This window comes from Pedobacter ghigonis (assembly GCF_903166585.1).
In the GTDB taxonomy this organism is placed as follows: Bacteria; Bacteroidota; Bacteroidia; order Sphingobacteriales; family Sphingobacteriaceae; genus Pedobacter; species Pedobacter ghigonis.
In genome coordinates this window covers 22,221-48,733 of the sequence record NZ_CAESCM010000008.1, presented here as the reverse complement: position 1 = coordinate 48,733, position 26,513 = coordinate 22,221, and the positions used below count along the sequence as shown (strand labels likewise).

Sequence of the window (26,513 nt, the reverse complement as noted above, 5' to 3'; positions counted from 1 at the left end):
TAAAGATTATATGCCTATTGATAGATTGAAACCATAAGTTCGGGTTGAAGGAAACTGACCGATTTCGAAACCGGTAACAATATCAGAGCCGCTAAGTGTACCAAACTCAGGATCAAACATCGGCCATGGCGACCAGATGAAAAGGTTACGTCCGTATACCCCTAAGGTTGCAGATGAAAGGCCTAATTTTCTTAAGAATTTAGGGTTAAACTTATAATTTAATGATGCTTCCCTGAATTTGATGAAATCAGTGCTGAATGTGCTTCCTTCGGCATTATCGGCACCCATGTGCGAACGGTAGTACTCATCAATATCATAAGCAACTGTGGTATTGGGTACGTAAGAGCCATCGGCCAGTTGTACTACACCATTACCAATAATACCGTTGTACCTACCTGGCAGGGTGCTGGTTAATTTACCTTGCTCAACCATTTTGTAGTTTAACAAAGAGTGCGCAACTGCACCAACCTGGGCATCGAACAATACATTAAGGCTAAAATTGCGATAGGCAAAATTACTTCCGATACTAAATTTATATTTAGGCATGGTATTACCCAGGTAAACTACACCATCGGTAATTTTCGCAAAACCGGTTGCTGCATCATAAACCACATTCCCCTGCGGATCGCGAACATAGCCTCTTCCGTATAAATCGCCCATACTTCCACCTACTTTAGCCACAATCTGTCCGCCGGCAACCGGCCCTGTACGTAAAATAATCGAACTATCGGTTAAAGCTTTAATTACGTTTGAGTTTGAAGCAAAAGTGGCATTCACAGTCCATTTGAAACCATTTTTGTTGGTTATCGGCGTTCCATTAAGGGCAACCTCAATACCGGTGTTGTTTACCTGGCCGGCATTAATTAAAGCCTGGTTGTAACCTGTTGAGCGGTCGATAATACGCGTTAAAATCTGGTTTTTGGTGTTACCTGCATAAACAGCCACATCAAAACCTAACCTGCCTTTAAACAAACTTACTTCAGTACCCACTTCATAGGTAGTCGTTTTAAGAGGCTTTAAGTTCTCGTTAGGCAAGATAGTAGGGTTTACTAATGAGCTATCCGGATAAGTGCCATTGGCCGCTAACGAATAGGTATAGGCAGTTCTGTAAGGTGTGGTACCGCCACTACCAACCTGCGAAACTGATGCCCTTAACTTGGCAAAGCTTACAAATTTAGGCAGCTTAAAAAACTCTGAAAGTATAAAGCTTGAGCTAATTGAAGGATAGAAAAATCCAACATTATCAGTCCGGGTTGCTGTTGCCAAAACACTACTCCAATCTTTACGGCCGGTAACATCTAAATATAAATATTTTTTGTAGTTGGCCGATAGTACGCCGTAAAAACTGTTAATCCGGTATCTGCTGGTATCTGGTATAGAAATCAGCGGATATAAGTTATTGGTTAGCTCGTAAATATTTGGGATTTTAAGGCCATCGGCACGTAAATCAGATTTATCGTATTTATTTCTCAACTGGCTTCCACCAAGCGTAGCATTGATGCCAAAATCCTTGCTGATTTTTTTATCATACCTTAATAAGAAATCGATATTGGTTTCCTGTGCGTGGATATCCTGCTTACGTACCGATCCCTGAGGTAAACGGCTTCCGGCATCGTAAGGGCGCTCTTGTGCACGTTGTTCTGATGAGTAATCGATACTGGACCTCAGCAACAAGCTTAGTTCTTTGGTAAACTGATAGCTGGCCTGGATATTTGCGGTTACATTATTGCGACCTGTTTTGTTAATGAATTCGTTAACCACGGCGTATGGGTTTTCCGGAAACGAACTGAAAGGATATTTAATGGATAAGTTTTCTTTACCATTAACCCAGTAATTTTTAATCCAGTCTATACTGGCATTGGGCTGCCAGAAAATAAACCAGTACATTAACGATTGGTTACCATAGCCTGCCCCCGGAAGGTTATCGCTAAAACGGTTACCGTAATTAATTTTGGTTGCGATTTTTAACTTCGAAGTTACATCTGTATTGGTAGATAGGGTAAGCGTAGTACGCTCAATGCCGGTTTTCGGAACAATCCAGGTATTATTCTGGTTGGTAATGGAAACCCGGGCAGTTGTGTTTTTAAAGCGGCCATCTAAACTTAAAGAGTTGGTTAAGTTTTCGCCTGTGCTAAAAAAGTCTCTGATTTCGTTTTTATAGGGTACCCAGGGAGTTCTGGTTTTACCGGTGGTTTGCGTAACCGGATCGTATTGGAAAAACATTTGACCATCAAAACGCGGTCCATAAGCAGAACTGGTTCCGCTGGTGCTGGCTCCATCGGCAGTTGTTCCGTACGAATAATAAGCAGCACCATCTAAACCCTGACCATATTCGTATTGTAAATCCGGCCAGCGGTTTACTTCTTCAAAAGATCCGTTTGAGGTAAATTTAATGTTTACTTTTTTACGTTTGGCATTACCCGATTTGGTTGTAATAATAATGGCTCCGTTTGCACCACGCTGGCCGTAAAGGGCAGCAGCGCCCGGGCCTTTTAGTACTGTTACGCTTTCTATGTCTTCCGGATTGATATCGTTAATTGAGCTTCCGTAATCGGCAGGCATGTTATCGCTACCTGTACCGTAAACACCATCCGAACTGTTTGCTGTACGTCTGCCTCCGCTATTGTTTATTACTACACCATCCAATACAATCAGGGCTTCGTTATCGCCTGTAAGGTTGTTTTCGCCCCTTAAAATGATTTTGTTTGAACCTGCAGGGCCACTGTTTGATCTGATCAGGTTTAAACCGGCCACTTTACCCGAAAGTGCATCGGTCCAGTTGGTAGATACCGCATCGGTTAATTGTGTACTGTCTATTTTAGTTACGGCATAACCCAGGGCTTTTTCCTGCCTTTTAATGCCCAATGCGGTTACTACCACTTCGTTTAACGAATTATCGGCTGCTTTAAGCTGAAAATTAAGCCTTGTTGTAGCTCCATTGGTTATTTTTACCTGTTGTTTCCGGGCAATTTCGTACGAAATAAACCTGGCCTCGATGGTATAAGTACCGGCCGCAACATTGAGGTTAAACTCTCCGTTGTTATTGGTTTGCGTCAATACATTCAATTCTACTACTTTGATCGTGGCAGCTGGTACCGGTTCGTTGTTTTCGTCTACAACAACGCCGGTTAATTTGCCCGAAACCAGGCTTTTTGCGGTAATCACAATATTGCCATTTGCATTAATTTTGTAATTAAAGGGCAATCCTTTAAGAAGCAGATCCATTATCTCGCTCAGGGGGCGTAGTCCACGCGCAACATAAGCCTTTTTTTGATCGTTTAACAAGGTGTTGTTATAGGCAATGGTATTACCGCTAAGCTTCTCGAGGTTTTCGAAAGCCTTTTTTAAGGTAATTCCATCGGCTTCGAATTGGATTTTCTTGTCCGACTGGGCATTTGCACTATTGGTAAATAAGAGTGTATTAACGGCAATAAAGGCCAGCAATACCAATAGTTTTGAGTGATACTGGTGGATGTTTTTCAACCACCTGGTATTAATTTTCATATCTTTACTAAGTTTTACTTTTTCAAATGAGTTTAACAGTTTTCCGGGTCCGGAATGTGTCCAGCATTTCGGGCCATTTTATTTTGTAATCTTTATACCATATCTATTTCCATAATTTATTGTTCATAAATAATCACCTTGTTTTCATAGATTTTATATTTTGCGCCAGATAGTTTGGCAATCACTTCCATAATTTGATTTACTGCACATTTGTTAAATTTTGCTGTTAGTTTCATGGTTTTAAGCGGCTCGCTTTTAATGAGAACTTCTACATCGTACTCACGGCTGATTACATCGGCAATCTCGCTGAGTGGCTGATTGTAAAAAAACAGTTTGTACTCCCGCCAGCTATCAAAATCACTTGCATTTACCACTTTTTTTGTGGCATGGCCGCTTTCCTTAATAATGTTTAGCTGCTCGTTAGGTAAAAGAAATTTAACCGGAGCAGCCTTGCCGTTATTTTTAACAATAACCCCAACTTTACCTGTTTGAACGGTTATGCTGATTGTTTTGGCCGATTGGTAAGTGTTAATGTTAAATGATGTACCGAGTACAGTGGTACTTACATTTCCGGTGTAAACTACAAAGGGTTGCTTATCCCGGTGCTGCACATCAAAAAAGGCTTCGCCCTCCAGGTAAACAATTCTTTTACCGGTATTAAAATTTTGAGCGTAACGGATTTTACTGTCACCGTTTAGGTAGATATTCGATCCATCGGGCATAGATACCAGTCTTTTTTGTCCCTTCGGGTTATAAATTTCGTGATAGGCCACCCGAACCACCGATTTAGCAGGGATTAGCTTAAAATAAATGACTGGCAGCATGAAAATAACCAATACAGCTGCAGCAATACTGAGATATTTGCGGTAATTAATTTTCCTGATTTTGGCGATTGGCGCAGGCGTGCTATTGTTTACATGTTGCTGAATAGCGGCCCAGTTTTTTTGCTGGTTGGCAGGCTTATTTAAAAACTGATCGGCCGTTTCAAAGGCTTGAAGGGTTTCCCTAAAAATCTGCTGGTTCTCCTGACTGCTGTCAACCCAGATGAGTAAGTCGGTAAGATCTTCGCTGCGTATGGTTTTCTTGCTGTAATCTTCAATTAATTTATAGTAATGCTGGTCCATTTAATCGTGCTGTTCTACAGGGAAGACAGGATAATGGAAGAGAATACGTAGTTGAAAAAGTTAAGTTATAATTAAGAAAATGTTAACCTGATCGAAAAGGGTAACTAGTGCTAATGGTGAACTGTTAAATGGCCGAGCGGTCGGCTGCGAGGTGCCTGAAATTTTTTACGGCCTGGTATAGTAGTGTTTCTACTGTTCGTACCGAGATGCCCAATATTTCCGAAATCATGTTTTTTTCGAGCAGGTCTAACCGGCTCATTAAAAGTACCTCACGCTGGCGCTCCGGTAATAAATTAATTAAACCTATAATTTCGGTATGCGATTCGTGGCTGGCAAGTAAATCGTGTGGATTTAAATAGGGATCAGGAAAATTTAAACTATCCTCGTAATCGTTTAAACTCAGCGTATTTAATTTTACTCTTTGTATTTCGTTAAATGAAAGGTTCTTGGCCGATGCAAAAAGATATTTTTTGATCGATGTAATTTGCAGGTCGCTCCGCTTATCCCACAATTTCATAAACAAATCGGCAATGAGTTCTTCTGCCTTGCTGTAATCCCTGATGTAAATAGAGGTAAACTTGCACAGGGTAGGATAATATCTGTTAAATAAGGTTTCGAGGGCAAGGCTATCTTCATTGATGAGCAAAGACACTAAATCTTCGTCGCTTTTGCTTATGTATATATCCTTCATGCTGGCAGCAAAATTAGATGCCAAACATTATGGGAATATTAAGATAACTTTGCCTTTAGGTTAGCGATGTATTAATTTGGTTGGATTCGTATGGTTTGAGTAACCAGTAGAAATTAAAGCATTAATTTGAGTAAAAATAAAAACACCGAACTACACTTTTGGGTGTAAAATTGGGTGTTTTTATTTAACTGGCTGGTAGCTAGTTTTTTGTGGATCCGAAGGGAGTCGAACCTAACGGTTTATATATCTGTAAATCAGTGAGTTGTAATTCTATTTATGCCTTGAGGCACCAAATGCTCACCTCTATTTATTTTAAGTGCAAATTCCTATTTTTAAAGATAGTAAAATGATTTAAAATTTTCAAAAATAAGGAGGAAATTGATTCTATGTAGACATCTGAAACCGTAAACCGAATCAGGGTTGTTAAACTGGATTTTTTGCCGTCCGCAGTTAGTTCAGGATCGAATAAATTTGTTTGCAATTTCAAAGAGTCAACTTCTAAACAATTGACGCAGCGCGTAATCTTAGAATGGAAGGGCTTATTTTAGTCTAAGAAGTTCTTCCACCAGGAGATGGACTGTAGTAGAAGATTCCTCATTCCCAGGGTTTCGTGGTTCTTCTTTTGTATCATAAATGCGCTGTGCCCTAATTGTGGCAATGTCACATCTGCTTACCGGTTTTCCATTTTTATCGGTTTTGACGGTTTCGAAGAGAACTTCATAGATTTCTTTTGAAATCTTTTTGCTATGGTGCCCATCGTAGACAAGGCCGAAAGGTTTGAGGTAACTATTAAGTTTACTGTGGTAATCCGTACGTAACATTGTTGTTTCCTCCCTGTTTACCGATGCCTATCCGGACAAGGTCGATCCTCTGATCCTGGCCGATGCTTTGGTTTCTCAACGGCAAACCTACATCCATATCTTAACTTCTGTTGGAATACTGGCAAAATAGAAACTTGATACGGCTATTCTCAAAAAAATAGCGTTAACCAAAAAGCTGGATATTGGACAATCACAAAGAGCATCGGAAGGTAACCTTCAATAGAGATCAAGCTGGCCAGGTCAGCTCACTTTCGTTTTAAAACGGGGAGGAAAGTTCGTGTATGAAAAAGTATAATAAACACTGGCATAATAGGTTGCTGTGCAGCTTTAGCTGAGCAATAAAAGTCTTCTGCTATGCTAACTTTGCTATTTTGTTCGCATTTGCTAAAGCCTTGTAAATTATTTTTGCTCATTTTCAGTAGCTTAGCGCTTAGGGTGGATAAACCGATGTCAATTGACCCCACCTGACCAAAAATAGTTTTATTATAACAGGTTTGTATTCAACATACTTACAAGCAATTAAAAATTGGTCAGGTGGGGGTAAATTAATTGGTAATTCCAGTAAGGGTATCTTTATTGGGAACTTTTCTACCCAGCATAATTGAATAATCGCTGGTCCATTTGCACATAAAAAGTGCTTTCAGTGAATGTTTACCAGATTCGACTTGTTGAGCATACAATATTTGGACCGTTAACAGTAATATGGAAATTAATGATGTTAGGGTTTTCTTCATCATTTGTGATATGTCATTAGCTGTGAAATTGTGGATCTTAATTTTTTGCTTCCAATATTAAGCAAAACTGATTAAGTTAAATGAGCTTGCTTTCGCACTCCTTAATCTAAATCTTATTTCTACCAAATATTGGGGAAAAGCCATATATTAGGGCTATGGTAAATGGAAGAAATACATATACTCATACCAATAATCTAGTGGTTCGTATTGGTATTGGTTAGTTCTCGTTGTCTTGTTATCGTAAATGTCGTAAGTTCGCTTATGTACTACATAAAACGCTCCTGCAGGAGTTTTTAACTTCTACTCAATAACCTTGCAATTACCAAATTCATCAAGCAAAAATGGCTTTCCTTGAAAAAAGGCACTGCCATTACTATAGCTTGCCAATCGATAATGAACGTTTGCCCCCATGTTTTTAAATACAACCGCTAGAGATGTTTTATTAACCTTACTCCAAGAAACTATCTTCCAACCTTTGTCAGTCATTGTTGCTAGGTAGAGTGCTTTAGAATTTGAGAGTTTTTTCCCGATAACAAGCTGTATATCGTAACTTATGGTTCTTTCTGGTGTTATATCGACCATCTTAGGTAGATTTAATGTAAAAGGTATGTCTCTCGTTGCCACCCCATAATCATATAGCTCTTTATATGGATTTATTGCTAATTTCTGGTCAAAAACATTACGGTAAAATTTGCATACCCTAAATTTGTACAAATTGGCATACAAATCACTTTTAAATGATCGCGTAGCAATATTGAAGGTCGACACTAAAGTTCTTCCAATACTTGAGCCATCCAAAGTCGGCGTAAATTCGTATGTGCTTGGCACTCCAATGCTTCTTAAAGCATGCACGTGTGTCATAGATATATCCTCTAAATCTGAATATCCTTCATCAACATGACGAAGTTTTCGTAAATCTAATGAGGAAGAAAAGTCAACGTGGCGATGCTCTAAATCTAATACCTCAAACATTGGTGATATATAGTTCTCTAATACGGAAAGTGTATCCAAATCTTTCATTAAGACGTCACTAATGAAGGGCAGGTATCTCTGTCGGTAAAAGGATTGATACCCGTACGGAGTTTCATTATTTACTTGATAAGGCGCTACATAATTGCAAAAATCTTCAATTGATACTTTATTAATCCAGGCATAGTTCTTCCTCATTTTTAAAAGACCATTCACATGCCTGATCAAAAATTGTGCTTTTATAGTATTGATATCAAAAAGCGTATCAATAACTAATCGCTGTCCTGAAGTGTGAGAGAGAGTTTCCATGGAATCTACAGTTATTGGATTGATGATGCTGTATTTTAATCCAGAAGATTTAACAATATTGTATTTAAGACGGTATTGATAAGGCAACGCCTTCAAAAAAAATTCACACAAGTGCATCGCATCTGAATCGCGCTGTTGAGAATAAAAAACCAGAAAACTATTAATCTCTTCTTTATTATTATTCGTCTGAGCCAATAAATATGAAAAATCCTTGTGGATCGGCTTGCAGCTAGGCAAAATGATTAAATGTATGGAAAACAAGAACCACAATAAATTGCGTATAAAAATCATTCTAAAATTTATGCTCATTAGGATTTTATATGCCCACCTCTGTATTCGAACTAGAAAACGGGACTTCAACTATAATTCTAGTTATTTGCTGTGAAAATAAGTAATCATCTACTGTTTTGTAAAAGTATAATTTTAGTTAGAGTTTGTTAATATAAAATGTTAACTTTAATTAATGAAACTCTCTCAGTCTATTCTTTTCGACAGGAAGGCTTATATCAAAGTCTGGCTTTTGTTCTGCATTTGTATGTTTTCTCTCAGTTGTACTAACAATCATATTAAGTTTAATAAAGGAGATTTAGCTGTTATCTTTAAGAAAGCGGTCAAGGATAAGAAGAAGGTTTTTATTTTGGTGTCAGATAGTTTATGCGACAAGTGCATACAATTCGAAGATTTTTTAAATACTCAACAAGCAACAGTCAATCGTCTGCAAAGTGAATTTATATGCTATAAGGTAAATGTCAGAAACCCCATAGATCGCGAAACAGCTGCCTTGCTTAAAGTTCCATCGTATCCATTTCCATTTTTTTTTCAATCTGATGGTCAACTGATAGCTTTCGGGTTTCCTAATACAAAAACATACGATATTCAAGATTTGAATAGAATAACCATAGATGAGAATGTATTTACTGAACTTTTCGGTCTTAATATAGATACCAAAGCATACAAGCGCCTTATAACTTTAGTGCTTAAGGCAAAGATTATGTCCTCTAGTAGAAAAAAATCTGAAGTCGAATCTGCCGTTAGATTGGTGGATAGTTCGCTAAAAATTGCACCTTATCCTTATAATGTTCGCCTTTTTAATGAGATTTCACCCAAAATATCTTCGACCCATAGTCGGAAATTATTAAAACATTACAAAGCAACTAGTTCAGACTATTTTCTTTATGAAGACGTGGAAGGTTACATGAAAATAGAAGATTCAAAGTCAACAATTGATTTTGCTGCTGAGGATGAATATAGTGATTTCGAGTTTTCAGAAAAACGAAAAGACTTGGGAAAACTTAAGAAAGGTCAAGCGTATAAGTTTCAATTTGAAATATCGAATGTATCTAAACATTCGATATTTATTGAATCGGTAAACCACCCTTGTGACTGTCTAAAATTGAATTGGTCTAAAGACATAATCAACATTGGCGGGAAAAAAGTAGTATATGGGACGTTTATACCCTACCAAACTGGCGAGTTTATTAAGGATATTTATGTTCATACTAACTCCATAACTCAACCGATGAAAATCTATCAAATTAAAGGAATTGTCCATTAACATATATAATTAATTTTTATGAAAAAAACGTTCACATTTTTAATCATTTTAGTAATAGGCCTCGTTTCTACTGCGAGAACTGTTCGTCAACCACTTTGGGCCCAATGTGGAGGATCAACTTGGACCGGTGCAACTACATGTGTAGATGGTGCCTATTGTAAATTTGTAAATGCAAATTATTCACAGTGCGTTCCCAAACCTTAGAGATAGGGAGGCTAAGTCAAATGTCTAAAGTGGTTAAAAACTGCTTTAGACATTTATAATTTACCTCTGACACTAAGCAACTTTCACAACTACCAACAACTCCATTTGATAACTACCTCACGTAATTAAATTTCGTTTGGCTTTACAAAGACGGTACAGTTGCTTCTCGATAAGATCAATGATTTTAGAATGATTCATAAAACTTTAACCATTCAAAAAAAAATATCTTCAGTATAAATACCAGGAGGTCTACTGAAGCGACTTTCCCCTACCACCAAATTTGCTGATTGTCTTCAATCACGAAAGGCCTTACATTACTGCTCAAGATTGGATTTTCGGCTTCTAATTTTAATAATATATTAACTGGCACGTTATTAAAAATCAATGAGCTAGATATAGCCCTTTTTGTCTCGATCGCAATCCAATTTTGCTTTATCCTGTCCCAATAGAATAAAGTATAGGTTGCTTTTGGTTTTATCACCTCATTTCTGTCGGATTCAAAAAAAGTGAAGGAAGTGTTTGGCAATTTAGTTTTGACCAAGTATGATGTTGCACCTTCTGTGTTTAGCAAAAATGGCCCATCTATTAAATTTAATCTTCCATCTTTAAAACTAGCGAGATGATATAAAATCTTTCTGCCCATATTCAAAAAAGTTACACTTTGAGTGGATGCATCCAGTTTTGACCAAGCTAAAGGTCTCCATTGTCCATCATTATAAACACATAAGTATAGTACATTGAACTGGGAACTCCTCAGTTTGCACCTTATGTTACTCACTGGGGTTCGCTCATTGGTAATATCAATAAAATTTGAAAAGTTAAAATATTCTGGGATATCTTGCTTTTTTTCACCAGATTCGATAATTTGATCCAGAGGACTTACCACATGTTCAAATGTTCTCCGATACATCTTTGCTATCTGATATTTAAATGGAACTGTATCTCCTGCAAATACAGGATAGAATTTGTTATTTTCGAATAAAATTGCTTCCTGGGCATGACCGTAATTAAATTTCCCCCATAATGGGATTTTCTCATATGCCGTAGGAATCCCCATTGATCGAAAAACATACATGGATCTAATGGCATAATCTTCACAATCGAATGGAACCCTGGTTTTTATTATCTGACTAGCTGTTTGATTAATCGCTGGCTTATTTAAATGGGGTTTTCTGATCATCACATATTGACTAGTTCCTGTCAATTCATCATTTATAATTTTATAAATTTGCTTGGTTGATAATTCCCGCATTGCAAAGGTTGATAAGTAATTGGAATAACGAATCCTAAAATAGGACCTCCAATCGTTGATTTCCTCAAGACCAACGCGGTATGGCAATACATAATTTAAAAAATATGAAAACGGGAAATCCTTTTTTTTAAAATTCTTCCAAAACTTATAAGATTCGATGGCCGCATTGACATTTTCAATAAGCATACTATCTGTTACTTGAGAAGAATCGGAAATCATTTCCAATACTGGATGTGCACCTAGACTGTCCAAGACCTCCTGGGCGCCAAGTTTACCCTTATATGTGCTGACTAGATTGGTTAAATCATTTTCATCTTGCGCCAAGTATTTTATCTTCACCGATTGATGATACGATAAGTTTTTTATAAGAAATCTGGCACATGACAGCTTTAAAGAGTCATTTTCGAAATGACTAAGAACTTTAATATGCTTAATGTTATCAGCCTTATTACATGAGTTGAAAGATATTGCTATGCAAATGTTGAATGATATGAGTATAGCTTTAATGCTAATTATGCCATGAAAAGAATTTCTGTGGAATGAATTAAGTCTAGAGCATGTTTTCAAAATAACTCGATAATGTTAAAAAAATAAAAGTAGAAATTTTCGTCGATAAGTGCGTATTTTGAGCGAATAAGTTTTAGTATCCCGCCTTATAATATCAAAACGTTATCTCATTTCTGGACGATATAGTTGTTACTTAGGCAATTGACTAAATAGACCAAAATTACTGTAATTTTTAGGCGATCGAAAATATTTTGAATTTCCTGGTATCTTCTAACGGTAATTATATTTTTTTTTATACCTTTAAAATAATTATGAAAAAGCTCTCAATTTACTTAAGCATTCTGCTTCTGTTCGCATGCAACAAAAGAAGCACAGAGTTCTCTCCAGAATTCAGTAAGGCCAATGATGTTGGTACAATAAGCGAAACAATATTTGATAATGTATCTAGACTATCGAGCAGTGAAGATCGTTTACTAGCTTATTCGACGTTATCGAATGAAGATAGGTATAGGTACTGGTTGTCAAAAATGTCTAAAATAGTCGCTAACTTAGAGTCAGGAAGTGAACGAAGAAAGGCTTTGGTAGTCTTTAAAGATAATCTTTCAGTTGACTTGTTTCGTGAAAGTGATCAGAAACAAATCTTCATGACACACTGGTTACCAAAATGGATTGAAAATTCGAAGTCACTTTTTTCAGTTGAAGAAATTAATGAATATGTTTTCACATCAGAGTATTTCGAGGAATCACACACTTCAGCAAGCCTGACTACTACCGGAACTGAGAGTGCAAGATGCAGTTGCGCCATTGGCTCTAGTTATACTTGTCTTGGTTTAGATCCGATTCCCCCACACGCACCCAAGTTTGGAACATGCATAGGCGCAGAAACTTGCATAACCCTTAGTCGCGGATGTGGCGCATTGGGCGATGATAGTTGCACCGGCAACGGATGTATTGGAATTATGTAACCTCTTAATCAAATAATAATGAACATTAAATCTTATTTGTTAATATCATTTTTGGTATTAGCTTTTGGCTGTAAAAAGTCGCATCAAGCAGATGATCAGGTAGCGACGACGCGAACTGGTATACAGACTGCTTTAGTGCACGATATCCTAGCAATAACAAATGATGACAATCGAAGGCTAGCCTTTTCCCAGTTATCTAACATACAGCGATTTGATTTTTGGAAGGCGAAACTCTCTATGACACTGGACAAAACTAATTATACTGCTGCACAGCTAGAATTGCTCAGGGAAATGTATGGATACATTGTCCCCCGCATTTTCGAAGAATCTGATGAAAAAGAAATATTTCATAATAGTGTAGTTCCTATGTGGGTCCGAAAAGCTTCAAAAATATTTTCATCTAAAGAGATTTACGAAATTCTCTTTTCTTTAGATTATGAAGAGCAACCCGTTATGGCCCTTAGCACTAGTGGAAGCGAGACAGCTGGTTGCATCTGTGCTGTAGGGTCCGGCTATACCTGCGGAAAATGGAATGGTAGTTATCCTCCTGGATTTACCTGGGGCACCTGTACGAAATCATCTTCAAACGATTGTGCAGAATATAGAGATTGTGGTGCTTTGTTTGATTTAATGTGTAATGGAGACATTTGTAATTGGTAGAATGCTTATAACTAGAAGATTAATAATGATTACTTTGGTTGCTGTGTCAGCAATGGCATGTAATTCTTCAGAGAAACCAAAGGAGGAAGATGGAAATTTTACAAAAATTGAGATTTTGGAACAAAAGTTCAGTTTTGGCGCGATAGCTAAAGGTGATTCAGTAAGCCATGAATTCAAAATTTTAAATAAGGGTAGCATGCCCTTGATAATATCATCGGCTCAAGCCAGCTGTGGTTGCACTGTCCCTACTTGGTCAAAAACTGCTGTTGCAATTGGAGATACGGCGATCATTAGGGTAAACTTTAAGCCTACAGAGAAAATGTCTGGCTATGTTAATAAATCCGTAGTATTTCAAAGTAACATAAAAGATCGTTTTGCTGTCCTTTATCTTCGCGGAATGATAAAATAGGAAATGGGATGTGATAAGATTTATCCGAAATACTCCAGGCATCTCACTAATTCATAAACCCAAAGTTGCTAATGTAATCTACGTGGTTACAATTTTAATGTTGATGTTTGGGTCAAGTACGTATGATGACGATCTGCCGAATCATTTGATAAACTACAGGGAACTCTACATACTTATATCATCTGCACTGTTCACAATCCTTATTTTTGGTGCACAAATTTTGAAAGGGAGGGGCATACAGCTTACTAAAATTGATATAGCCGTTATTGGATATTTTTTGTTCATAGGCTTCAGGTCATACCATCAGTTCGATTGGTCCTACTTGGTTTTCTTTTCAATTTCGAAAAGTGTCAATTACATATTATTATACTTCCTGGTAAGAGTGGTGTCATTCCCAATAAAGTCAAGATCTATTCTTGCATCCCCTTTTCTATTGATTTTTATTATTCAACTGATGATAGGAATGTGTCAGGTCTTAGGATTGTTAGAATCGTTCAATCTAAATTTCAAAGTTAGTGGCTTATTTTTTAATCCTGGTCCGTATATAATTCACTTAAGCTCGTTATTTCCATTACTTTTATTTTTACTTTTAGAATATTGGAGTAAAATACCGTTATTCCTGAAAATTGTCTTTTCTTTTCTTACAATGACCTTTGCATATCTTGTAATTATCGGTGATTCCAGGTCCGCTTGGATCGCTATATTTATAACGTCATCTATCATAGGAATCCTACACTACTATGAGAAATTAGTTGGGTTTCTGAATACAAAAACTATCTCCTTACTATCAGTATTACTTTTATTTTCATCACTGGTTCTATATAATTATAAATACCCTTCATCCGTCGGAAGACTTTTCATCTGGATGAGGAGCTTTGAATTATTTCTAAAAAAACCTTTCTTCGGCGTTGGGAAAGGCTTTTTTGGTGTAAACTATCAGAACATGCAAATGGATTACTTTCAAATGAACCCTCACAGTTCGTTTATTAAATCCGCTGATGATGTGAGATTTGCATTCAACGACTACTTGCAGATCCTTTGCGAAGTTGGAATAGTCGGGCTAGTTTTATATCTCTTAATATTTGTGTATTTGTTAAAACCATTGATTAATAACAAATACAGCAATAATTCAAATGTTTTACCATTCTATATTTCGTTATTAAGCATACTCATTTGTGGCTTGTTCTCATATCCCTCATCGACGGTCGAAATTCAATCACTTTGTGTGATTCTAATTGCTATAATCGCGGCAAAGCAGGAACCCGCAACACCCGTAAGTATCCAAAGAAGCTTGGGTGTTATTTTGCCATATACTTTTTGCATAATTGCACTTTGTATATTAGTTTTATCAACAGTTCGCTATCGCGCATTTAGCACATTCTCGGCGTTTAGCAGTAGACTCACCAACAAGGAAGCTCTTTTAAAGTACGAAAAGCTTTTTCCATTCATCAAAGATGATCCAACTTACACTTTGAACTATGCGAGCCTTAACTTTAGACTAAACAGACCAATGGTTGCTATATCATTGTTAGAAAATGGAATACTGAATTTACCTGAAAAAGAATACTATTATCATCTAGCATCGTATTATAACCACATGCATAATTTCAAAAAGACTGAACAGGTACTTCTAAAGATCAACTATAATTGCCCGAACCTTTTATATCCGAAATATTTATTGGCGAAGTTTTACCATGAAAAAAATAAAACCGTACAGTTTCAGATGTTAGCAAAGCAAATCGCCTCGTTTGAAGCAGTAGGTGACGAAGATCTGATAGACAATTTAAAAACAGAAATTTATTTACTAACTACCCTTCAAAGCAGATAACGTTTTTTTAGAATGACCGTGATACATTCTTGCCATCCAAATTAAATAAGGAATTAAAAAAAGAATTTCAAATGTTATCTTTCTATTAGCCAAGGGATCTATGGTTACGAATTGTTCAACAGAAAAGAATAGATAAATAAACATGCTCACTAAAGCGTCCAAATAGCCAATTTTTATTGCCCAAGGTTTGTCTCCCAAGATACCAAAGCCGACAATAAGTTTGCTAATTGAAATAAATAAAATGGTAAGCCCTGAAAAAGAAACCACATCAGTTGTATGTAAAGCGCCAAATGAATAAGAGGTCGGCATAAAATTCCCTAATAAGACAGATAGTGGTGAGATAAGCCCAGCTAAAATAAGTATTAAAGCAATTCGCTTAGAAGTCGATGTAAATATATGAGAGTCCATGAGATTAGATTATGCTTAAAATTAATATATAGTCGTCACATTTCCAAATTAAAATTGTTTTTTCACACAGGTGCGTATTTCAGAGAAAGTGATTCTTCCCCAATTTTGGTCTGCTTTCCGATTACACCGGAACTATCTAGAATTCTACTTTTAACTGGTCTGAATTTTGGGAAGTGCATGGTAGTGGCTCCAAACAAGGAAGTTTTGGACAAATTGCAAAAAGGACTGGTGGACGAGGCATCCAGCGTTTACAAAAACATCGTGGACGAAGTCTACAGTTATGCCATGAGTGCACCCTCGCAAGTCTTAGATACCACAAAAGGAACACTGTTCGGGGCTTACAATGCCGTAACGGGCTACTATCAGAACGCACGCAAATTTAAAGACGGAGAAGCCAAGTTTAAATCCATCATCGAGGGTACAGCCAAACAGCGGGGACAGTCAGCATTTGACCTGTGTCTGGAACTCGGCAAAAACGGCAACGTAGCCTTTCAGTTAAATTGATTATTCGGGAGCGGGCAACCGCTCCCTTAAAAACTTAAGACCATGAATGGGTTAACAGAGAAAACAGAATTTAAAGCGCTGATTACAGTCGCACAGACCTTGCTATTTTTTTGGAGGCTGTATGGTAAAGGCATATCGGCAGGGGATGCTAAAGCAGTAACCTGTTCTTCAGAGAGGCAAGGGCGGTCTACAACTTTGACTTTTGCCTTGAAATTGGCGAAAGGATCTCGTATCAACCATCCGTTTGCAAGGCAGCGTTTGATTACTTTTTTCAAGTTCTTGATGTATTTTACTGCTGAATTGTTGTTGCATTTTCTGGTCGTCCTCAAAAAGAATTCGTAGTCGGTTATGAATTGGTGATCAATCTTCCTGATGTCAATGTCTGAAATTTTGTGTTTTTCTTTTAGATATTGTTTTAAATGTCTTAAAGCAGTCTGGTAACGCAACAGGGTCATTGGCGCAAATTCAATACCAACAAGTTCTGTCATTTCACTGTTGTGTTCTTCAAAAACTTCTGTGAGTTTCTTTATTTTTCTACCTTTTCCTAAAAAATCGTCTGCCAGGCTTTGTGCGGTTATCTGTTCGCCGAGCATTATTAGGTTTCTGTGGGATTCATGTATTTTTGATTCCAACTGTCTTAGGTATAGGTTAATAGTTTTTGCCTGAAAGGAATGTCCCAATAATTTGCCGTTCAGCCAGTCTACTTCAAGACACTGTTTGCCCGTAGCAAGATCAACCCGTTTTTTTTCGATTGTAATCCTCATGTAGATGGAGGATGTACCCTCTTGATCTGTTTTTCCTTTCTTAAGAAAGAATAGTAAACTGAAATTTCTTTTCATAAAAGTAATCTTAAAGGTGAAATAAAGTTAAGATTGCAGTCAAAAAAAGTCAAGATGTGTACAAGGTAAACTAGTTGATTAACAGTTTGTTAACCCCTAAAGCGGTGAGTCCGAAACTTTCGTAGTTCGACTCACCGCTTGACTCACCTCTTATATGCGTTTTTTGGTCAAAAAAGCCACTAAATACCAAAAAACAAAAGCCTGCAAATTGTTGATTTGCAGGCTTTTAATGTTTTTCAGTGATTTCTGATACTGATTCCAGTGGAGCCGAAGGGAGTCGAACCCTTGTCCAGTTGTGAGATAAATTATACCTTCTACATGCTTATTTTTCAATTGATTTTCGGGAAATAAACCGGCTGAAAACCGACCTTATTTAAATCCTTAGATACTTTATCTCACTTTAAGTCGCATCTCCTTAAAGCCAGCTTTGTTGTTTCGATGCCCCAGATTCTAACCCAACAATGCAGCAGTTAGAGGGACAAAAGCTAAGCGTAGTTCTAAACTAGGCAGCTAAGGCGTAAGTATTTTCGCCAATTAAAATGTGATCGTTCACTTTAAGTGCTCTCCGAACAACGCACTGCATGCTAACATAACCTTCGCCACCCTGTCAAATCCAAGAACGGCCCCGGGTTTTCAGTTTGCAACTATCAATTGCAAAGCAGAACTACAAATATACAAATTTATTGGTTAACTGGTTAATTGTTTAAATTGGTTAACTGTCTTCCCCATCAAATTCCCAACTGGTTCAGTAGCTCATTGGTCATTAGTAACTGCAAACTACCAATTGCAAACTGCATCAAGGTTAACTGGTTAATTGTTTAAATTGATTAACTGTAAAGATCCTCTAAACAATTAACCAATTTAAACTTATCTTCCATTATCCATCTTCCATTTTATACTATACTTGTCTTCCAGGATATTCTTGTAAAGCGATTTCCAAACAATCCATGGCAGCATTTAAATCATCCGTATTCAACACATAGGCCATGCGTACTTCATTTTTACCCGATCCTGGTGTAGAATAGAAACCTGTAGCAGGTGCCATCATCACCGTTTGGTTATTGTGGTTAAATTCTTCTAAAATCCACTGACAGAATTTATCTGCATCATCGATTGGGAATTTAGCCACCACATAAAATGCACCACCTGGATTAGGACAGAAAACACCTTCAATATTATTTAAACGCCCAACTAAAGTATCGCGGCGTAAAGTATATTCGGTATTTACCTTTTCAAAGTAGCTATCTGGCGTATCAACAGCAGCTGCGCCTGCAATCTGCTCTACCATACCCGGACTTAACCTCGCTTGTGCAAATTTTAATCCCGAAGCAATTACCTCTTTGTTTTTAGTAATTAAACAGCCTAAACGGGCACCACAGGCACTGTAACGCTTCGATACCGTATCCATAATCACCACATTTTCATCAAGGCCATCTAAATGCATCGGAGAAATAAATTCTCTTCCATCGTAACAGAATTCGCGGTAAGCCTCATCTGAGAACAAGAACAGGTCGTATTTTACACAAAGTGTTTTTAAAGCTTCAAGTTCTTCTCTCGAGTATAAATAACCTGTTGGGTTATTCGGGTTACAGATAATAATCGCTTTGGTTTTCTCGGTAATCAGCTTTTCAAATTCTGCAATTGGAGGCAATGCAAAACCATTTTCGATATACGATAAAATAGGTTTTACCACAACGTTACTCATGCAGGCAAAGCCATTGTAATTGGCATAAAATGGCTCAGGGATAATGATTTCATCACCTTCATTTACACAGGTTTGCATGGCAATGGTAATGGCTTCAGAGCCACCAACCGTTACCAGTATATTTTCGGGGCTAATGTTGTAACCCAGTTTATTGTAGTATTCGGTAAGTTTTAAGCGGTAGGCAAGTGTACCTTCTGATGGTGTATAGGCCCAAACATTAAAATCAATGTTTTTAATGGCATTTAACATCCCTTCCGGTGTTTCAATATCAGGCTGGCCAATATTTAAATGGTAAACCTTTTTACCATCTTTTTTAGCTTGATCAGCAAATGGAGTTAACTTTCTAATGGGCGATGCAGGCATCTGCACGCCTTTTTGTGAAATTTTTGGCATGGCACAAAAATAAAAAAGTCCCGATGAAAATCGGGACTTTTTAAAATAATATCGTTTAAAAAATTACTTTGAAGCTGGTGCAACGGTTTCGCCTTTAATGTAAAGTACTTTAATCGGTGTTTTTGCATTAGAAGTAATAGTTACTGCTTTAGAGAAAGTAGATGGGCCAGCGGCAGCGTTGAAAGTTACCGAAATTACACCTGTTTCACCTTTTTTAAGTGGAGTAGAAGTATATTTAGGAACTGTACAGCCACAGCTTGCTTCAGCTTTGCTGATAATTAACGGCTCTTCGCCAACGTTGGTGTATTTAAAATCGTAAGTTACTGGTTTGTTTAAAACAATTTTACCAAAATCATGTGTTTCCGACTCAAACTTAAATTCAGCAGGTTTAGTTTGTGCGTTTGCAGCAATACCAAAACCTAATACAAAAGCGAATAATACTAAGATCTTTTTCATGTTATGTGGGTGTATTTTATTTTTAAATTACTCAAACAAATTTAATGTTTTCAAATTAAAACAAAAACTATTCCAATTATATTTTACAATTCCATATATAATTTTACATAAGAGGATAAAGGCAAACTTTTAATTTTGTCTATATTTGCCGCAACCAATCTTTGATTACTATGCAGAATGAAAAATTGATTACCAATGCTATTGATGCTGCTGAATTGAGTTTTAACGATTTTAAATCAATCGTAATAAACGACTACAGAATAGCTGTTGAGAGCAGGCAGGCCAGTGTTTTAGGAAGAAGGGAAGTGTTAACCGGCAAGGCTAAATTTGGCATTTTTGGCGATGGTAAAGAAGTACCTCAGGTGGCGATGGCGAAAGCATTTAAGAACGGAGATTGGCGTTCGGGCTATTACCGCGATCAAACCTTTGCGTTTGCTACGGGTATTTCAACAATTAAAGAATTCTTTGCACAGCTTTATGCCAACCCTGCTAAGGATGCTGATCCTTTTTCGGGCGGCAGGCAAATGAACTGTCACTTTGCAACCCAGTCTATTAACGAAGATGGGAGCTGGAACGATTTAACCCAAATTAAAAACTGCTCTTCTGATATTTCGCCAACAGGTGGCCAGATGGCCCGTTTAGTTGGTTTGGCTTATGCCTCTAAATTATTCAGGGAGAATAAAGAACTCGATTATTTAAAGCACTTTTCGGTTAACGGAAATGAAGTGGCTTTTGGTACCATAGGCAATGCTTCCACATCAGAAGGGGTGTTTTTTGAGGCCATTAATGCTGCGGGAGTGCTGCAGGTACCCATGGCTATTTCAATCTGGGATGATGCTTATGGTATTTCTGTACCTGCAAAATATCAAACCACTAAAGAAGATATTTCGGAAGTTTTAAAAGGATTTCAACGCGATTCGGATAATCCGGGATATGAAATTTATAAAGTGAAAGGATGGGATTATCCTGCCCTTTGCGAAGTTTATGAAAAAGCCATTAAGGTTTGCCGAGATGAGCATGTGCCGGTTTTAATTCATGTTACCGAGCTTACTCAGCCCCAGGGACATTCTACTTCGGGTTCGCACGAAAGGTATAAATCGAAAGAACGCCTTGGCTGGGAAAATGAGCACGATTGTATCCTCAAAATGCGTAGCTGGATGCTCGATTCGGCAGTGGCTACCGAAGAAGAAATTCTCGAAATTGAAAAAGAAGCCAAACTTTTTGTGCGTAATGCCCAGAAAGAAGCCTGGAACGAGTTTTTGGATAGCATCAGACCAGAGCAAAAGCAAGTGGTTGATTTGGTTAGCGCCATGGCTAAACACCAGCCTGACCTTGCTAAAATAGCTGCTACATTGGCTTCTACCGCTGATGCACAGCGTAAAGATGTATTTAGTGCTGCCCGTAAAGCCATTCGTTTATCAACAAAAATCAATTCGCCTGAGCGTGATGAACTTTTAGCATGGTATAAAAAACAGGAACCATTAAATTACGACAGGTATAACTCAAAATTGCATACCGATGGAATGGAAAGCCCGGATATGATTCCTGTGGTGGATGCCGTGTATGATGAGTTTTCTAAAATGATTGATGGCCGGGAAGTGCTGAATGCTTGTTTTAACGAAAACTTTGCGCGCGACCAGCGTTTGGTAGCTTTTGGTGAAGATTTAGGTAATATTGGTGATGTGAACCAGGGCTTTGCAGGTTTACAGGCCAAATATGGCGAGTTGAGGATTACCGATACCGGTATAAGGGAAATGACCATTATGGGTCAGGGTATAGGCCTGGCACTCCGTGGTTTAAAACCTATTGCAGAAATACAATATTTAGATTATTTAATATTTGCCTTAAATGTATTGAGTGATGATTTAGCCTCGCTTTCGTACCGTACTAAAGGCATTCAGAAAGCGCCGGTTATTGTGCGTACACGTGGCCACAGGCTCGAAGGCATCTGGCACTCGGGTTCTCCAATTGGTATGCTGCTTGGCTCATTAAGAGGCATGCACCTGTGTGTGCCGCGTAACATGACTCAGGCTGCAGGTATGTACAACACTTTGTTTAGGGCTGATGAGCCTGCTGTAGTAATTGAATGCTTAAACGGTTACCGCCTTAAAGAAAAATTACCAGTTAATGTGGGCGAGTTTACGGTTCCATTAGGTAAAGCAGAGGTGCTGGAAGAAGGAACTGATATTACGGTTATTTCTTATGGATCTTCTTTAAAAATTGTCCAGGAAGCTGCAGAAGAACTGGCATTCCTGGGTATTTCTGTCGAAATTATTGATCCGCAAACGCTTTTACCTTTCGATATCAATCATGTTTGTGTAAGCTCACTTGCTAAAACCAATAAATTATTGGTGCTTGATGAAGATGTACCTGGAGGTGCGTCTGCATACATTTTGCAAAAGGTGCTCGAAGAACAGAAAGGTTATTTTCATCTGGACGGACAGCCTAAAACATTAACAGCAAAAGCACACCGCCCACCATTTGGCTCAGATGGCGATTATTTTAGCAAACCTTCAGTTGATGATGTAATTGAAACCATTTACCAGATGATGCACGATGCTAATCCAAATAAATATCCTGCGCTTTTTTAATAGCCATTAATAGAATTGTTTTTTGGTGTATAGGTTTTTGTTAAATAGCTGACAATCATTTTGTTACATATTTTATATTCCTAATTGGAATAAATAAAGCGGTTTTCTAAACTGTCGAGTAAACATTCGATTACTGAATGATCGGATTTTTATATACATTTATAAACCAAACCCTATTTTTGTTATTTTCAGTATGTTCCAAGTCATCCCCATTGGAGATTGCTGTATGATGCAAGTTTTTTGTTTATCCTTCATAAATAATCTCTAGTTTTTTATTGTAGGATGAATAAACACCTTGTTTTCAGTCGGTTGATTAATAAAACTTATTTATTCAAGATAGGTACTGCAATCATTTTGTTTTTATTTCTGGGCTTAACCAGCTTTGCCCAAACTAATGCTTCGCAAAAAAAACTCGACAGTCTTTTAATCCTGAATGAAAATAATTTAAAGACTGATTCTTCCAAAATAAAAATCCTGACAGAAGTTTACCGCCAGTACATGCGGATGAAAAATGTAGATAAGGCAGAAGAGTTTCTCAACAAAAGTATTCAGCTATCGCATGACAAGAATCTAAAAAAGTTTTCGGCTATGGCCTATTACCGAAGGGGCTTAATGTACCATGGCAGGTCAAATTATCAAAAAGCAGAAGAAAACTATTTAACAGCGGCTACCGAATTTGCATCGATTGGTAATTTAGATATGACCGCCGGTACCTATTTAAATCTTGGAGCGCTATATGGCAGTATACCCGATTATGTTAAGGCTTTAGAAGTAAACCAAAAGGCAATTGCCATTTATGCAAAACTCGGTAACGAAACCGATATGGCGAGCTGTTATACCAATATATCGGGCATTTATCAGAGTCTGGGCAATCAGAGCCAGGCATTGGTTTATCTAAAAATGGCACTAAAGGTATTTGCGCAGGAAGGCGAAAACTCGCGTGGCGTAGCTGTTGTTTACGGTTTAATTGGTACAAACTACTTCGAGGCATCAGACCGCGAATTGACAGAAATGAAGGTTTTACCCGGTCAAAAGGTAAAACTGGCTTTAGAGTATTACAACAAGTCGTTAAAGGTGTCAGAAGCGATAGCAGATGTGGGTTTGTTAGCTAGTGTTAAACGTAATCTGGCCGATTTGTACAGTTCGATAGGGCAGCAGGAGCAGGCTTTAAAATCTTACCAGAAATCGGTCGAGCTGAGCAGGGATGGCGAAGATCAGGAAAGTTACGCCTCCAGTTTATATGCGCTTGGCAATTATTACCAAAAGGAAAATGATTTAGGTAATGCAATTGTGCTGCTTAACCACAGCTTAAAAATTGCCGAAGAAAACAGATTGCTTGATATTGAAAAACAATCTTGTTTAGGCTTAAGTGCGGTGTATGAAAAGCAGAAAGATTACAACAAGGCCTTAGCTTATTACAGGCAATATATTGGCGCGAGGGATAAAATTTTTGATCAGGAAAAAGAAAAGGAAATCACCAGGAGGCAAATGCAGCTCGATTTTAGTGTGAAAGAACGCGATTACCTGCTCAAACAAAAAATTACAGAGGGAGAGCTAAAAAGGCAGCAGCAAGAGCTGGTATTAAAACGGCAGCAGCTAGCCCTGAGTGATAAGGAGAAGGCTTTAGATTTGCTTACGTTCCAAAAGGCAAAGGCCGATCTGGATATTCAGCGTTTGGCTCAGGAAAGTAAATTTGAAAAGGTAAAATTCCAGGCGCAAATGGCTGCCGAAGTAAAAGATAAGCAGATTAATAAGCAACGCCAGCAGATTAAGCTCGATGAGCGCGTAAAATTACTGCTTACCATTGCCATTACTTTGATTTTAATTATTGCGGTTGTAATCTATTTTAACCAGCGGAAAACTACCCGGCTTAACAAAATTATCAATACCCAAAAACGCGAACTGGAACAATTGAGTAAGGTAAAAGACCGGATTTTTAGTGTGGTAAGTCATGATATGCGCACCCCTGTTAATTCGCTTATTTCGTTTATGCAATTGCTGGAGGGCGGAAACATCGAACAGGAGAAGTTAAACCGTTATGCAGCTTCGCTGAAAAATAATTTAACCTATACTTCTACCATGATGGAAAACCTGCTAAACTGGGCTGCCAGTCAGATGCATGGCTTTAACCCTTGCTTAGAAACACTGGATCTTCAGGGTTTGGTACAGGAAGTGATGGGTTCGCTGCGGGATCAGGCTGATGAAAAGGAGCAGCATTTGCAAAATTTAATCCCCTTAGGAACCACTTGCCTGGCCGATGCCAATATGCTAAGCCTGGTAATCCGCAACATTGTAAATAACGCAATTAAATTTACCCCGAATGGCGGTTCAATTGAGGTAAGCTCGGTTAATGGCAGCAATCATTTAGAAATTAAAATTGCCGATAATGGCATTGGTTTAACCCCGGTTCAAATCGATCATTTTAATAAACCGGGTTATCTTGGAGGCGGGGTAAGTACACCGGGTACCAATAAAGAAAAAGGAACAGGACTGGGCTTACTGCTTTGCCGAACGTTTATCGCCCTCATGAACGGGAAAATCAGTGCAGGCGTTAATCCGGCAGGAGGAAGTTTCTTTAAAATCTTATTGGGTAAATAACTATTTTAAAAAGCGCGAAAGAATTTTCTTATCAATCGATTTTTCAAGCAGCTCCTGCCTGTTGGTTGAGCTGATGGGTACCGTAAAATTGTGATCTAAATGTACCTCGTGATTGGTTAAGGTAGTAATGTGGTTAATATTGATGATGTATTGCTTATGTACCCGGGCAAAAAACTTAGCTGGCAATTGTTTCTCCAGGTTTTTTAAACTAACCAAAATTACGTGCTTATCCGTACTGGTAAAGAGTTTCGAGAAATCGCCCATGCTTTCGATGTAAATCACATCGTCGTACTTTAATTTGGTAATGCCTTTAGTTTCTCTGAAAAAGAAATGATTATCTTCTTCACTGGCTGGTTGTTCATCGTTTATGGTTTCCTTTCCAACCAGCTTTTTAAGTTCTAGGTACTCAATGGCTTTGTTGGTAGCCTTTAATATGCGTTCGAAAGTAGCTGGCTTTACGATAAAATCTAAAGCATCAAGGTTAAAACTTTCGGCAGCATACTCGCTAAAAGAAGTGATAAATATAAATAATGGCTGTTTTTTAAGGCTTTTGAGCAAATCCATACCCGAAAGTTCAGGCATATCAATATCCGAATAAACGATATCAACACTGGTTGAAGCTAAAATTTGTGAGGCTTCTATGCCGCTGCTACAAACTGCTAAAATGTTTAATGACGGGATTTTTTTAAGGTGCATTTCTATTGCATCTCTTTCTATTTCGTTATCATCAACGATTAAGCAGTTATAGATCATTTGGGGATAGTGCTAGTTTAGTTAGAGAACAAGGGATTTACACTTAAAGTTTCAAATTTAATCGAAAATGTGAATTATTGTGTAAATCCCGGTAATTTTTTATCAATCCTTCCTAGCGGAGACTATTTGCGGTGTTTCTTTTCGCCTGTGTAGAGCTTTTCGCCAGCCGCTACTTCCATTTGTAAGTCGTTTTCTTCGGGTGGCACCGGACAGCGGTAGCCGTCGCTATAGGCGCAGTATGGGTTATAGGCTTTGTTAAAGTCTATTTCTATTTGGTTGTTTGCAATTGCTTTGGTGTCCAGATCAATGTACCTTCCGCCTCCGTAAGTGGTTTTGCGGTTCGTTTCGTCGGTAAAAGGCAAAAAAAGATGGTCTTTATAAACCGGATTGGCCGAAAGCGCAACACTTTTATATAAAGTCATCTGCAGTTTTTTACCATTTAAGCTGAAAGTAACATGCGCATACCTGAAGTAATCGCTGCTGGTACCATCGTAGGTAGGCATTTTGAAAACTTTTTCGTTTTGTAGCAGCGTTACATCAGCTAAAACTTTGTAAGTACTGTCAGCATCGTAGAAATGGAGGTTTTCCAGGTCTTTTTTCTTTAAGGGAGAGCGGCTATCAGTAATAAAATCCTGTTTATAAGCTTCCCGGTGCTTTGCAATTTTTTCGGTATAACTTTGAGCAAAGGCATTTAAGCTAATAAAAACGAGCAGAACAGGCAGGAATCTTATCAT

20 protein-coding genes and 1 other RNA gene are annotated in these 26,513 nt (G+C 37.8%); 8 read left to right on the top strand and 13 right to left on the bottom strand.

Annotation, left to right across the window (positions count from 1 at the left end; genetic code table 11):
• Nucleotides 1–6: 6 nt before the first annotated feature.
• The 5 genes from HWV58_RS12830 to HWV58_RS12810 all read right to left on the bottom strand — a co-directional run bounded on the left by HWV58_RS12830 (nt 7) and on the right by HWV58_RS12810 (nt 8,461).
• Nucleotides 7–3,504 (bottom strand): SusC/RagA family TonB-linked outer membrane protein, encoded by a 3,498-nt coding sequence (locus HWV58_RS12830; RefSeq protein ID WP_175634484.1) that lies wholly within the window; start codon nt 3,502–3,504, stop codon nt 7–9.
• A gap of 116 nt (nt 3,505–3,620) precedes the next feature.
• Nucleotides 3,621–4,628 (bottom strand): FecR family protein, encoded by a 1,008-nt coding sequence (locus HWV58_RS12825; RefSeq protein ID WP_175634483.1) that lies wholly within the window; start codon nt 4,626–4,628, stop codon nt 3,621–3,623.
• Between the two features lie 124 nt (nt 4,629–4,752).
• A complete protein-coding gene (locus HWV58_RS12820) occupies nt 4,753–5,319 on the bottom strand; it encodes an RNA polymerase sigma factor (RefSeq protein ID WP_175634482.1) in 567 nt (188 codons plus the stop codon).
• Between the two features lie 539 nt (nt 5,320–5,858).
• Entirely contained in the window at nt 5,859–6,140 is a 282-nt protein-coding gene (locus HWV58_RS12815; protein ID WP_175634481.1) for a PP2C family serine/threonine-protein phosphatase, read from the bottom strand.
• A gap of 1,034 nt (nt 6,141–7,174) precedes the next feature.
• Complete coding sequence (locus HWV58_RS12810; RefSeq protein ID WP_175634480.1) at nt 7,175–8,461, bottom strand: hypothetical protein; 1,287 nt, start codon at nt 8,459–8,461, stop codon at nt 7,175–7,177.
• A gap of 154 nt (nt 8,462–8,615) precedes the next feature.
• On the opposite strand from HWV58_RS12810, the gene HWV58_RS12805 reads away from it, so the two are divergent.
• The gene (locus HWV58_RS12805; protein WP_175634479.1) at nt 8,616–9,707 is read left to right on the top strand and encodes a DUF1573 domain-containing protein; all 1,092 of its coding nucleotides are present in this window, start codon (nt 8,616–8,618) and stop codon (nt 9,705–9,707) included.
• Nucleotides 9,708–10,179: 472 nt separating this feature from the next.
• On the opposite strand, the gene HWV58_RS12795 is transcribed toward HWV58_RS12805, so the two are convergent.
• The gene (locus HWV58_RS12795) at nt 10,180–11,502 is read right to left on the bottom strand and encodes a hypothetical protein (protein WP_175634477.1); all 1,323 of its coding nucleotides are present in this window, start codon (nt 11,500–11,502) and stop codon (nt 10,180–10,182) included.
• A 479-nt stretch (nt 11,503–11,981) separates the two neighbouring features.
• Here HWV58_RS12795 and HWV58_RS12790 point away from each other — a divergent pair, with 479 nt between their 5' ends.
• The 4 genes from HWV58_RS12790 (at nt 11,982) to HWV58_RS12775 (ending at nt 15,532) form a co-directional block, all read left to right on the top strand.
• Entirely contained in the window at nt 11,982–12,635 is a 654-nt protein-coding gene (locus tag HWV58_RS12790; protein WP_175634476.1) for a bacteriocin fulvocin C-related protein, read from the top strand.
• An 18-nt stretch (nt 12,636–12,653) separates the two neighbouring features.
• Nucleotides 12,654–13,295, top strand: a complete 642-nt coding sequence (locus tag HWV58_RS12785; protein ID WP_175634475.1) for a bacteriocin fulvocin C-related protein — start codon at nt 12,654–12,656, stop codon at nt 13,293–13,295.
• On the top strand, nt 13,273–13,704 hold the full coding sequence (locus tag HWV58_RS12780; RefSeq protein WP_175634474.1) for a DUF1573 domain-containing protein: 432 nt from the start codon (nt 13,273–13,275) through the stop codon (nt 13,702–13,704). Before HWV58_RS12785 ends, HWV58_RS12780 begins: the two co-directional genes overlap by 23 nt.
• 97 nt (nt 13,705–13,801) lie before the next feature.
• Nucleotides 13,802–15,532, top strand: a complete 1,731-nt coding sequence (locus tag HWV58_RS12775; protein ID WP_317174802.1) for an O-antigen ligase family protein — start codon at nt 13,802–13,804, stop codon at nt 15,530–15,532.
• On the opposite strand, the gene HWV58_RS12770 is transcribed toward HWV58_RS12775, so the two are convergent.
• The gene (locus tag HWV58_RS12770) at nt 15,509–15,940 is read right to left on the bottom strand and encodes a hypothetical protein (protein ID WP_175634472.1); all 432 of its coding nucleotides are present in this window, start codon (nt 15,938–15,940) and stop codon (nt 15,509–15,511) included. The two genes, HWV58_RS12775 and HWV58_RS12770, sit on opposite strands and share 24 nt — an antisense overlap.
• On the opposite strand from HWV58_RS12770, the gene HWV58_RS24615 reads away from it, so the two are divergent.
• Nucleotides 15,929–16,444: a DUF932 domain-containing protein gene (locus tag HWV58_RS24615; protein ID WP_394354241.1), complete on the top strand. Its 516-nt coding sequence runs from the start codon at nt 15,929–15,931 to the stop codon at nt 16,442–16,444. The genes HWV58_RS12770 and HWV58_RS24615 overlap by 12 nt on opposite strands.
• 26 nt (nt 16,445–16,470) lie before the next feature.
• Here the strand turns inward: HWV58_RS24615 and HWV58_RS12760 are convergent, their stop codons facing one another.
• The 4 genes from HWV58_RS12760 to HWV58_RS12745 form a co-directional block, all read right to left on the bottom strand.
• A complete protein-coding gene (locus tag HWV58_RS12760; protein WP_175634470.1) occupies nt 16,471–17,283 on the bottom strand; it encodes a phage integrase SAM-like domain and Arm DNA-binding domain-containing protein in 813 nt (270 codons plus the stop codon).
• Nucleotides 17,284–17,542: 259 nt separating this feature from the next.
• Nucleotides 17,543–17,910, bottom strand: a transfer-messenger RNA (tmRNA) gene (gene ssrA / locus HWV58_RS12755).
• A 271-nt stretch (nt 17,911–18,181) separates the two neighbouring features.
• A complete protein-coding gene (locus tag HWV58_RS12750) occupies nt 18,182–19,381 on the bottom strand; it encodes a pyridoxal phosphate-dependent aminotransferase (RefSeq protein WP_175634469.1) in 1,200 nt (399 codons plus the stop codon).
• A gap of 63 nt (nt 19,382–19,444) precedes the next feature.
• Complete coding sequence (locus HWV58_RS12745; protein WP_175634468.1) at nt 19,445–19,837, bottom strand: DUF1573 domain-containing protein; 393 nt, start codon at nt 19,835–19,837, stop codon at nt 19,445–19,447.
• A 170-nt stretch (nt 19,838–20,007) separates the two neighbouring features.
• On the opposite strand from HWV58_RS12745, the gene HWV58_RS12740 reads away from it, so the two are divergent.
• Nucleotides 20,008–22,428 (top strand): alpha-ketoacid dehydrogenase subunit alpha/beta, encoded by a 2,421-nt coding sequence (locus tag HWV58_RS12740; protein WP_175634467.1) that lies wholly within the window; start codon nt 20,008–20,010, stop codon nt 22,426–22,428.
• Between the two features lie 282 nt (nt 22,429–22,710).
• Nucleotides 22,711–25,026 carry an ATP-binding protein gene (locus HWV58_RS12735; protein WP_175634466.1) on the top strand — a complete coding sequence of 772 codons (2,316 nt, stop codon included), beginning with the start codon at nt 22,711–22,713 and terminating at the stop codon, nt 25,024–25,026.
• On the opposite strand, the gene HWV58_RS12730 is transcribed toward HWV58_RS12735, so the two are convergent.
• On the bottom strand, nt 25,027–25,779 hold the full coding sequence (locus tag HWV58_RS12730) for a LytR/AlgR family response regulator transcription factor (protein ID WP_175634465.1): 753 nt from the start codon (nt 25,777–25,779) through the stop codon (nt 25,027–25,029). It lies immediately after the preceding gene.
• Nucleotides 25,780–25,901: 122 nt separating this feature from the next.
• Nucleotides 25,902–26,513: a DUF1684 domain-containing protein gene (locus HWV58_RS12725; protein WP_235972723.1), complete on the bottom strand. Its 612-nt coding sequence runs from the start codon at nt 26,511–26,513 to the stop codon at nt 25,902–25,904.

Bases quoted from the DNA above. Each gene is read 5' to 3' on its own strand.
- HWV58_RS12830 (WP_175634484.1), bottom strand. From the start codon at position 3,504: ATGAAAATTAATACCAGGTGGTTGAAAAACATCCACCAGTATCACTCA.
- HWV58_RS12825 (WP_175634483.1), bottom strand. From the start codon at position 4,628: ATGGACCAGCATTACTATAAATTAATTGAAGATTACAGCAAGAAAACC.
- HWV58_RS12820 (WP_175634482.1), bottom strand. From the start codon at position 5,319: ATGAAGGATATATACATAAGCAAAAGCGACGAAGATTTAGTGTCTTTG.
- HWV58_RS12815 (WP_175634481.1), bottom strand. From the start codon at position 6,140: ATGTTACGTACGGATTACCACAGTAAACTTAATAGTTACCTCAAACCT.
- HWV58_RS12810 (WP_175634480.1), bottom strand. From the start codon at position 8,461: ATGAGCATAAATTTTAGAATGATTTTTATACGCAATTTATTGTGGTTC.
- HWV58_RS12805 (WP_175634479.1), top strand. From the start codon at position 8,616: ATGAAACTCTCTCAGTCTATTCTTTTCGACAGGAAGGCTTATATCAAA.
- HWV58_RS12790 (WP_175634476.1), top strand. From the start codon at position 11,982: ATGAAAAAGCTCTCAATTTACTTAAGCATTCTGCTTCTGTTCGCATGC.
- HWV58_RS12785 (WP_175634475.1), top strand. From the start codon at position 12,654: ATGAACATTAAATCTTATTTGTTAATATCATTTTTGGTATTAGCTTTT.
- HWV58_RS12780 (WP_175634474.1), top strand. From the start codon at position 13,273: ATGGAGACATTTGTAATTGGTAGAATGCTTATAACTAGAAGATTAATA.
- HWV58_RS12775 (WP_317174802.1), top strand. From the start codon at position 13,802: ATGTTGATGTTTGGGTCAAGTACGTATGATGACGATCTGCCGAATCAT.
- HWV58_RS24615 (WP_394354241.1), top strand. From the start codon at position 15,929: ATGAGAGTCCATGAGATTAGATTATGCTTAAAATTAATATATAGTCGT.
- HWV58_RS12770 (WP_175634472.1), bottom strand. From the start codon at position 15,940: ATGGACTCTCATATATTTACATCGACTTCTAAGCGAATTGCTTTAATA.
- HWV58_RS12760 (WP_175634470.1), bottom strand. From the start codon at position 17,283: ATGAAAAGAAATTTCAGTTTACTATTCTTTCTTAAGAAAGGAAAAACA.
- HWV58_RS12750 (WP_175634469.1), bottom strand. From the start codon at position 19,381: ATGCCAAAAATTTCACAAAAAGGCGTGCAGATGCCTGCATCGCCCATT.
- HWV58_RS12745 (WP_175634468.1), bottom strand. From the start codon at position 19,837: ATGAAAAAGATCTTAGTATTATTCGCTTTTGTATTAGGTTTTGGTATT.
- HWV58_RS12740 (WP_175634467.1), top strand. From the start codon at position 20,008: ATGCAGAATGAAAAATTGATTACCAATGCTATTGATGCTGCTGAATTG.
- HWV58_RS12735 (WP_175634466.1), top strand. From the start codon at position 22,711: ATGAATAAACACCTTGTTTTCAGTCGGTTGATTAATAAAACTTATTTA.
- HWV58_RS12730 (WP_175634465.1), bottom strand. From the start codon at position 25,779: ATGATCTATAACTGCTTAATCGTTGATGATAACGAAATAGAAAGAGAT.
- HWV58_RS12725 (WP_235972723.1), bottom strand. From the start codon at position 26,513: ATGATAAGATTCCTGCCTGTTCTGCTCGTTTTTATTAGCTTAAATGCC.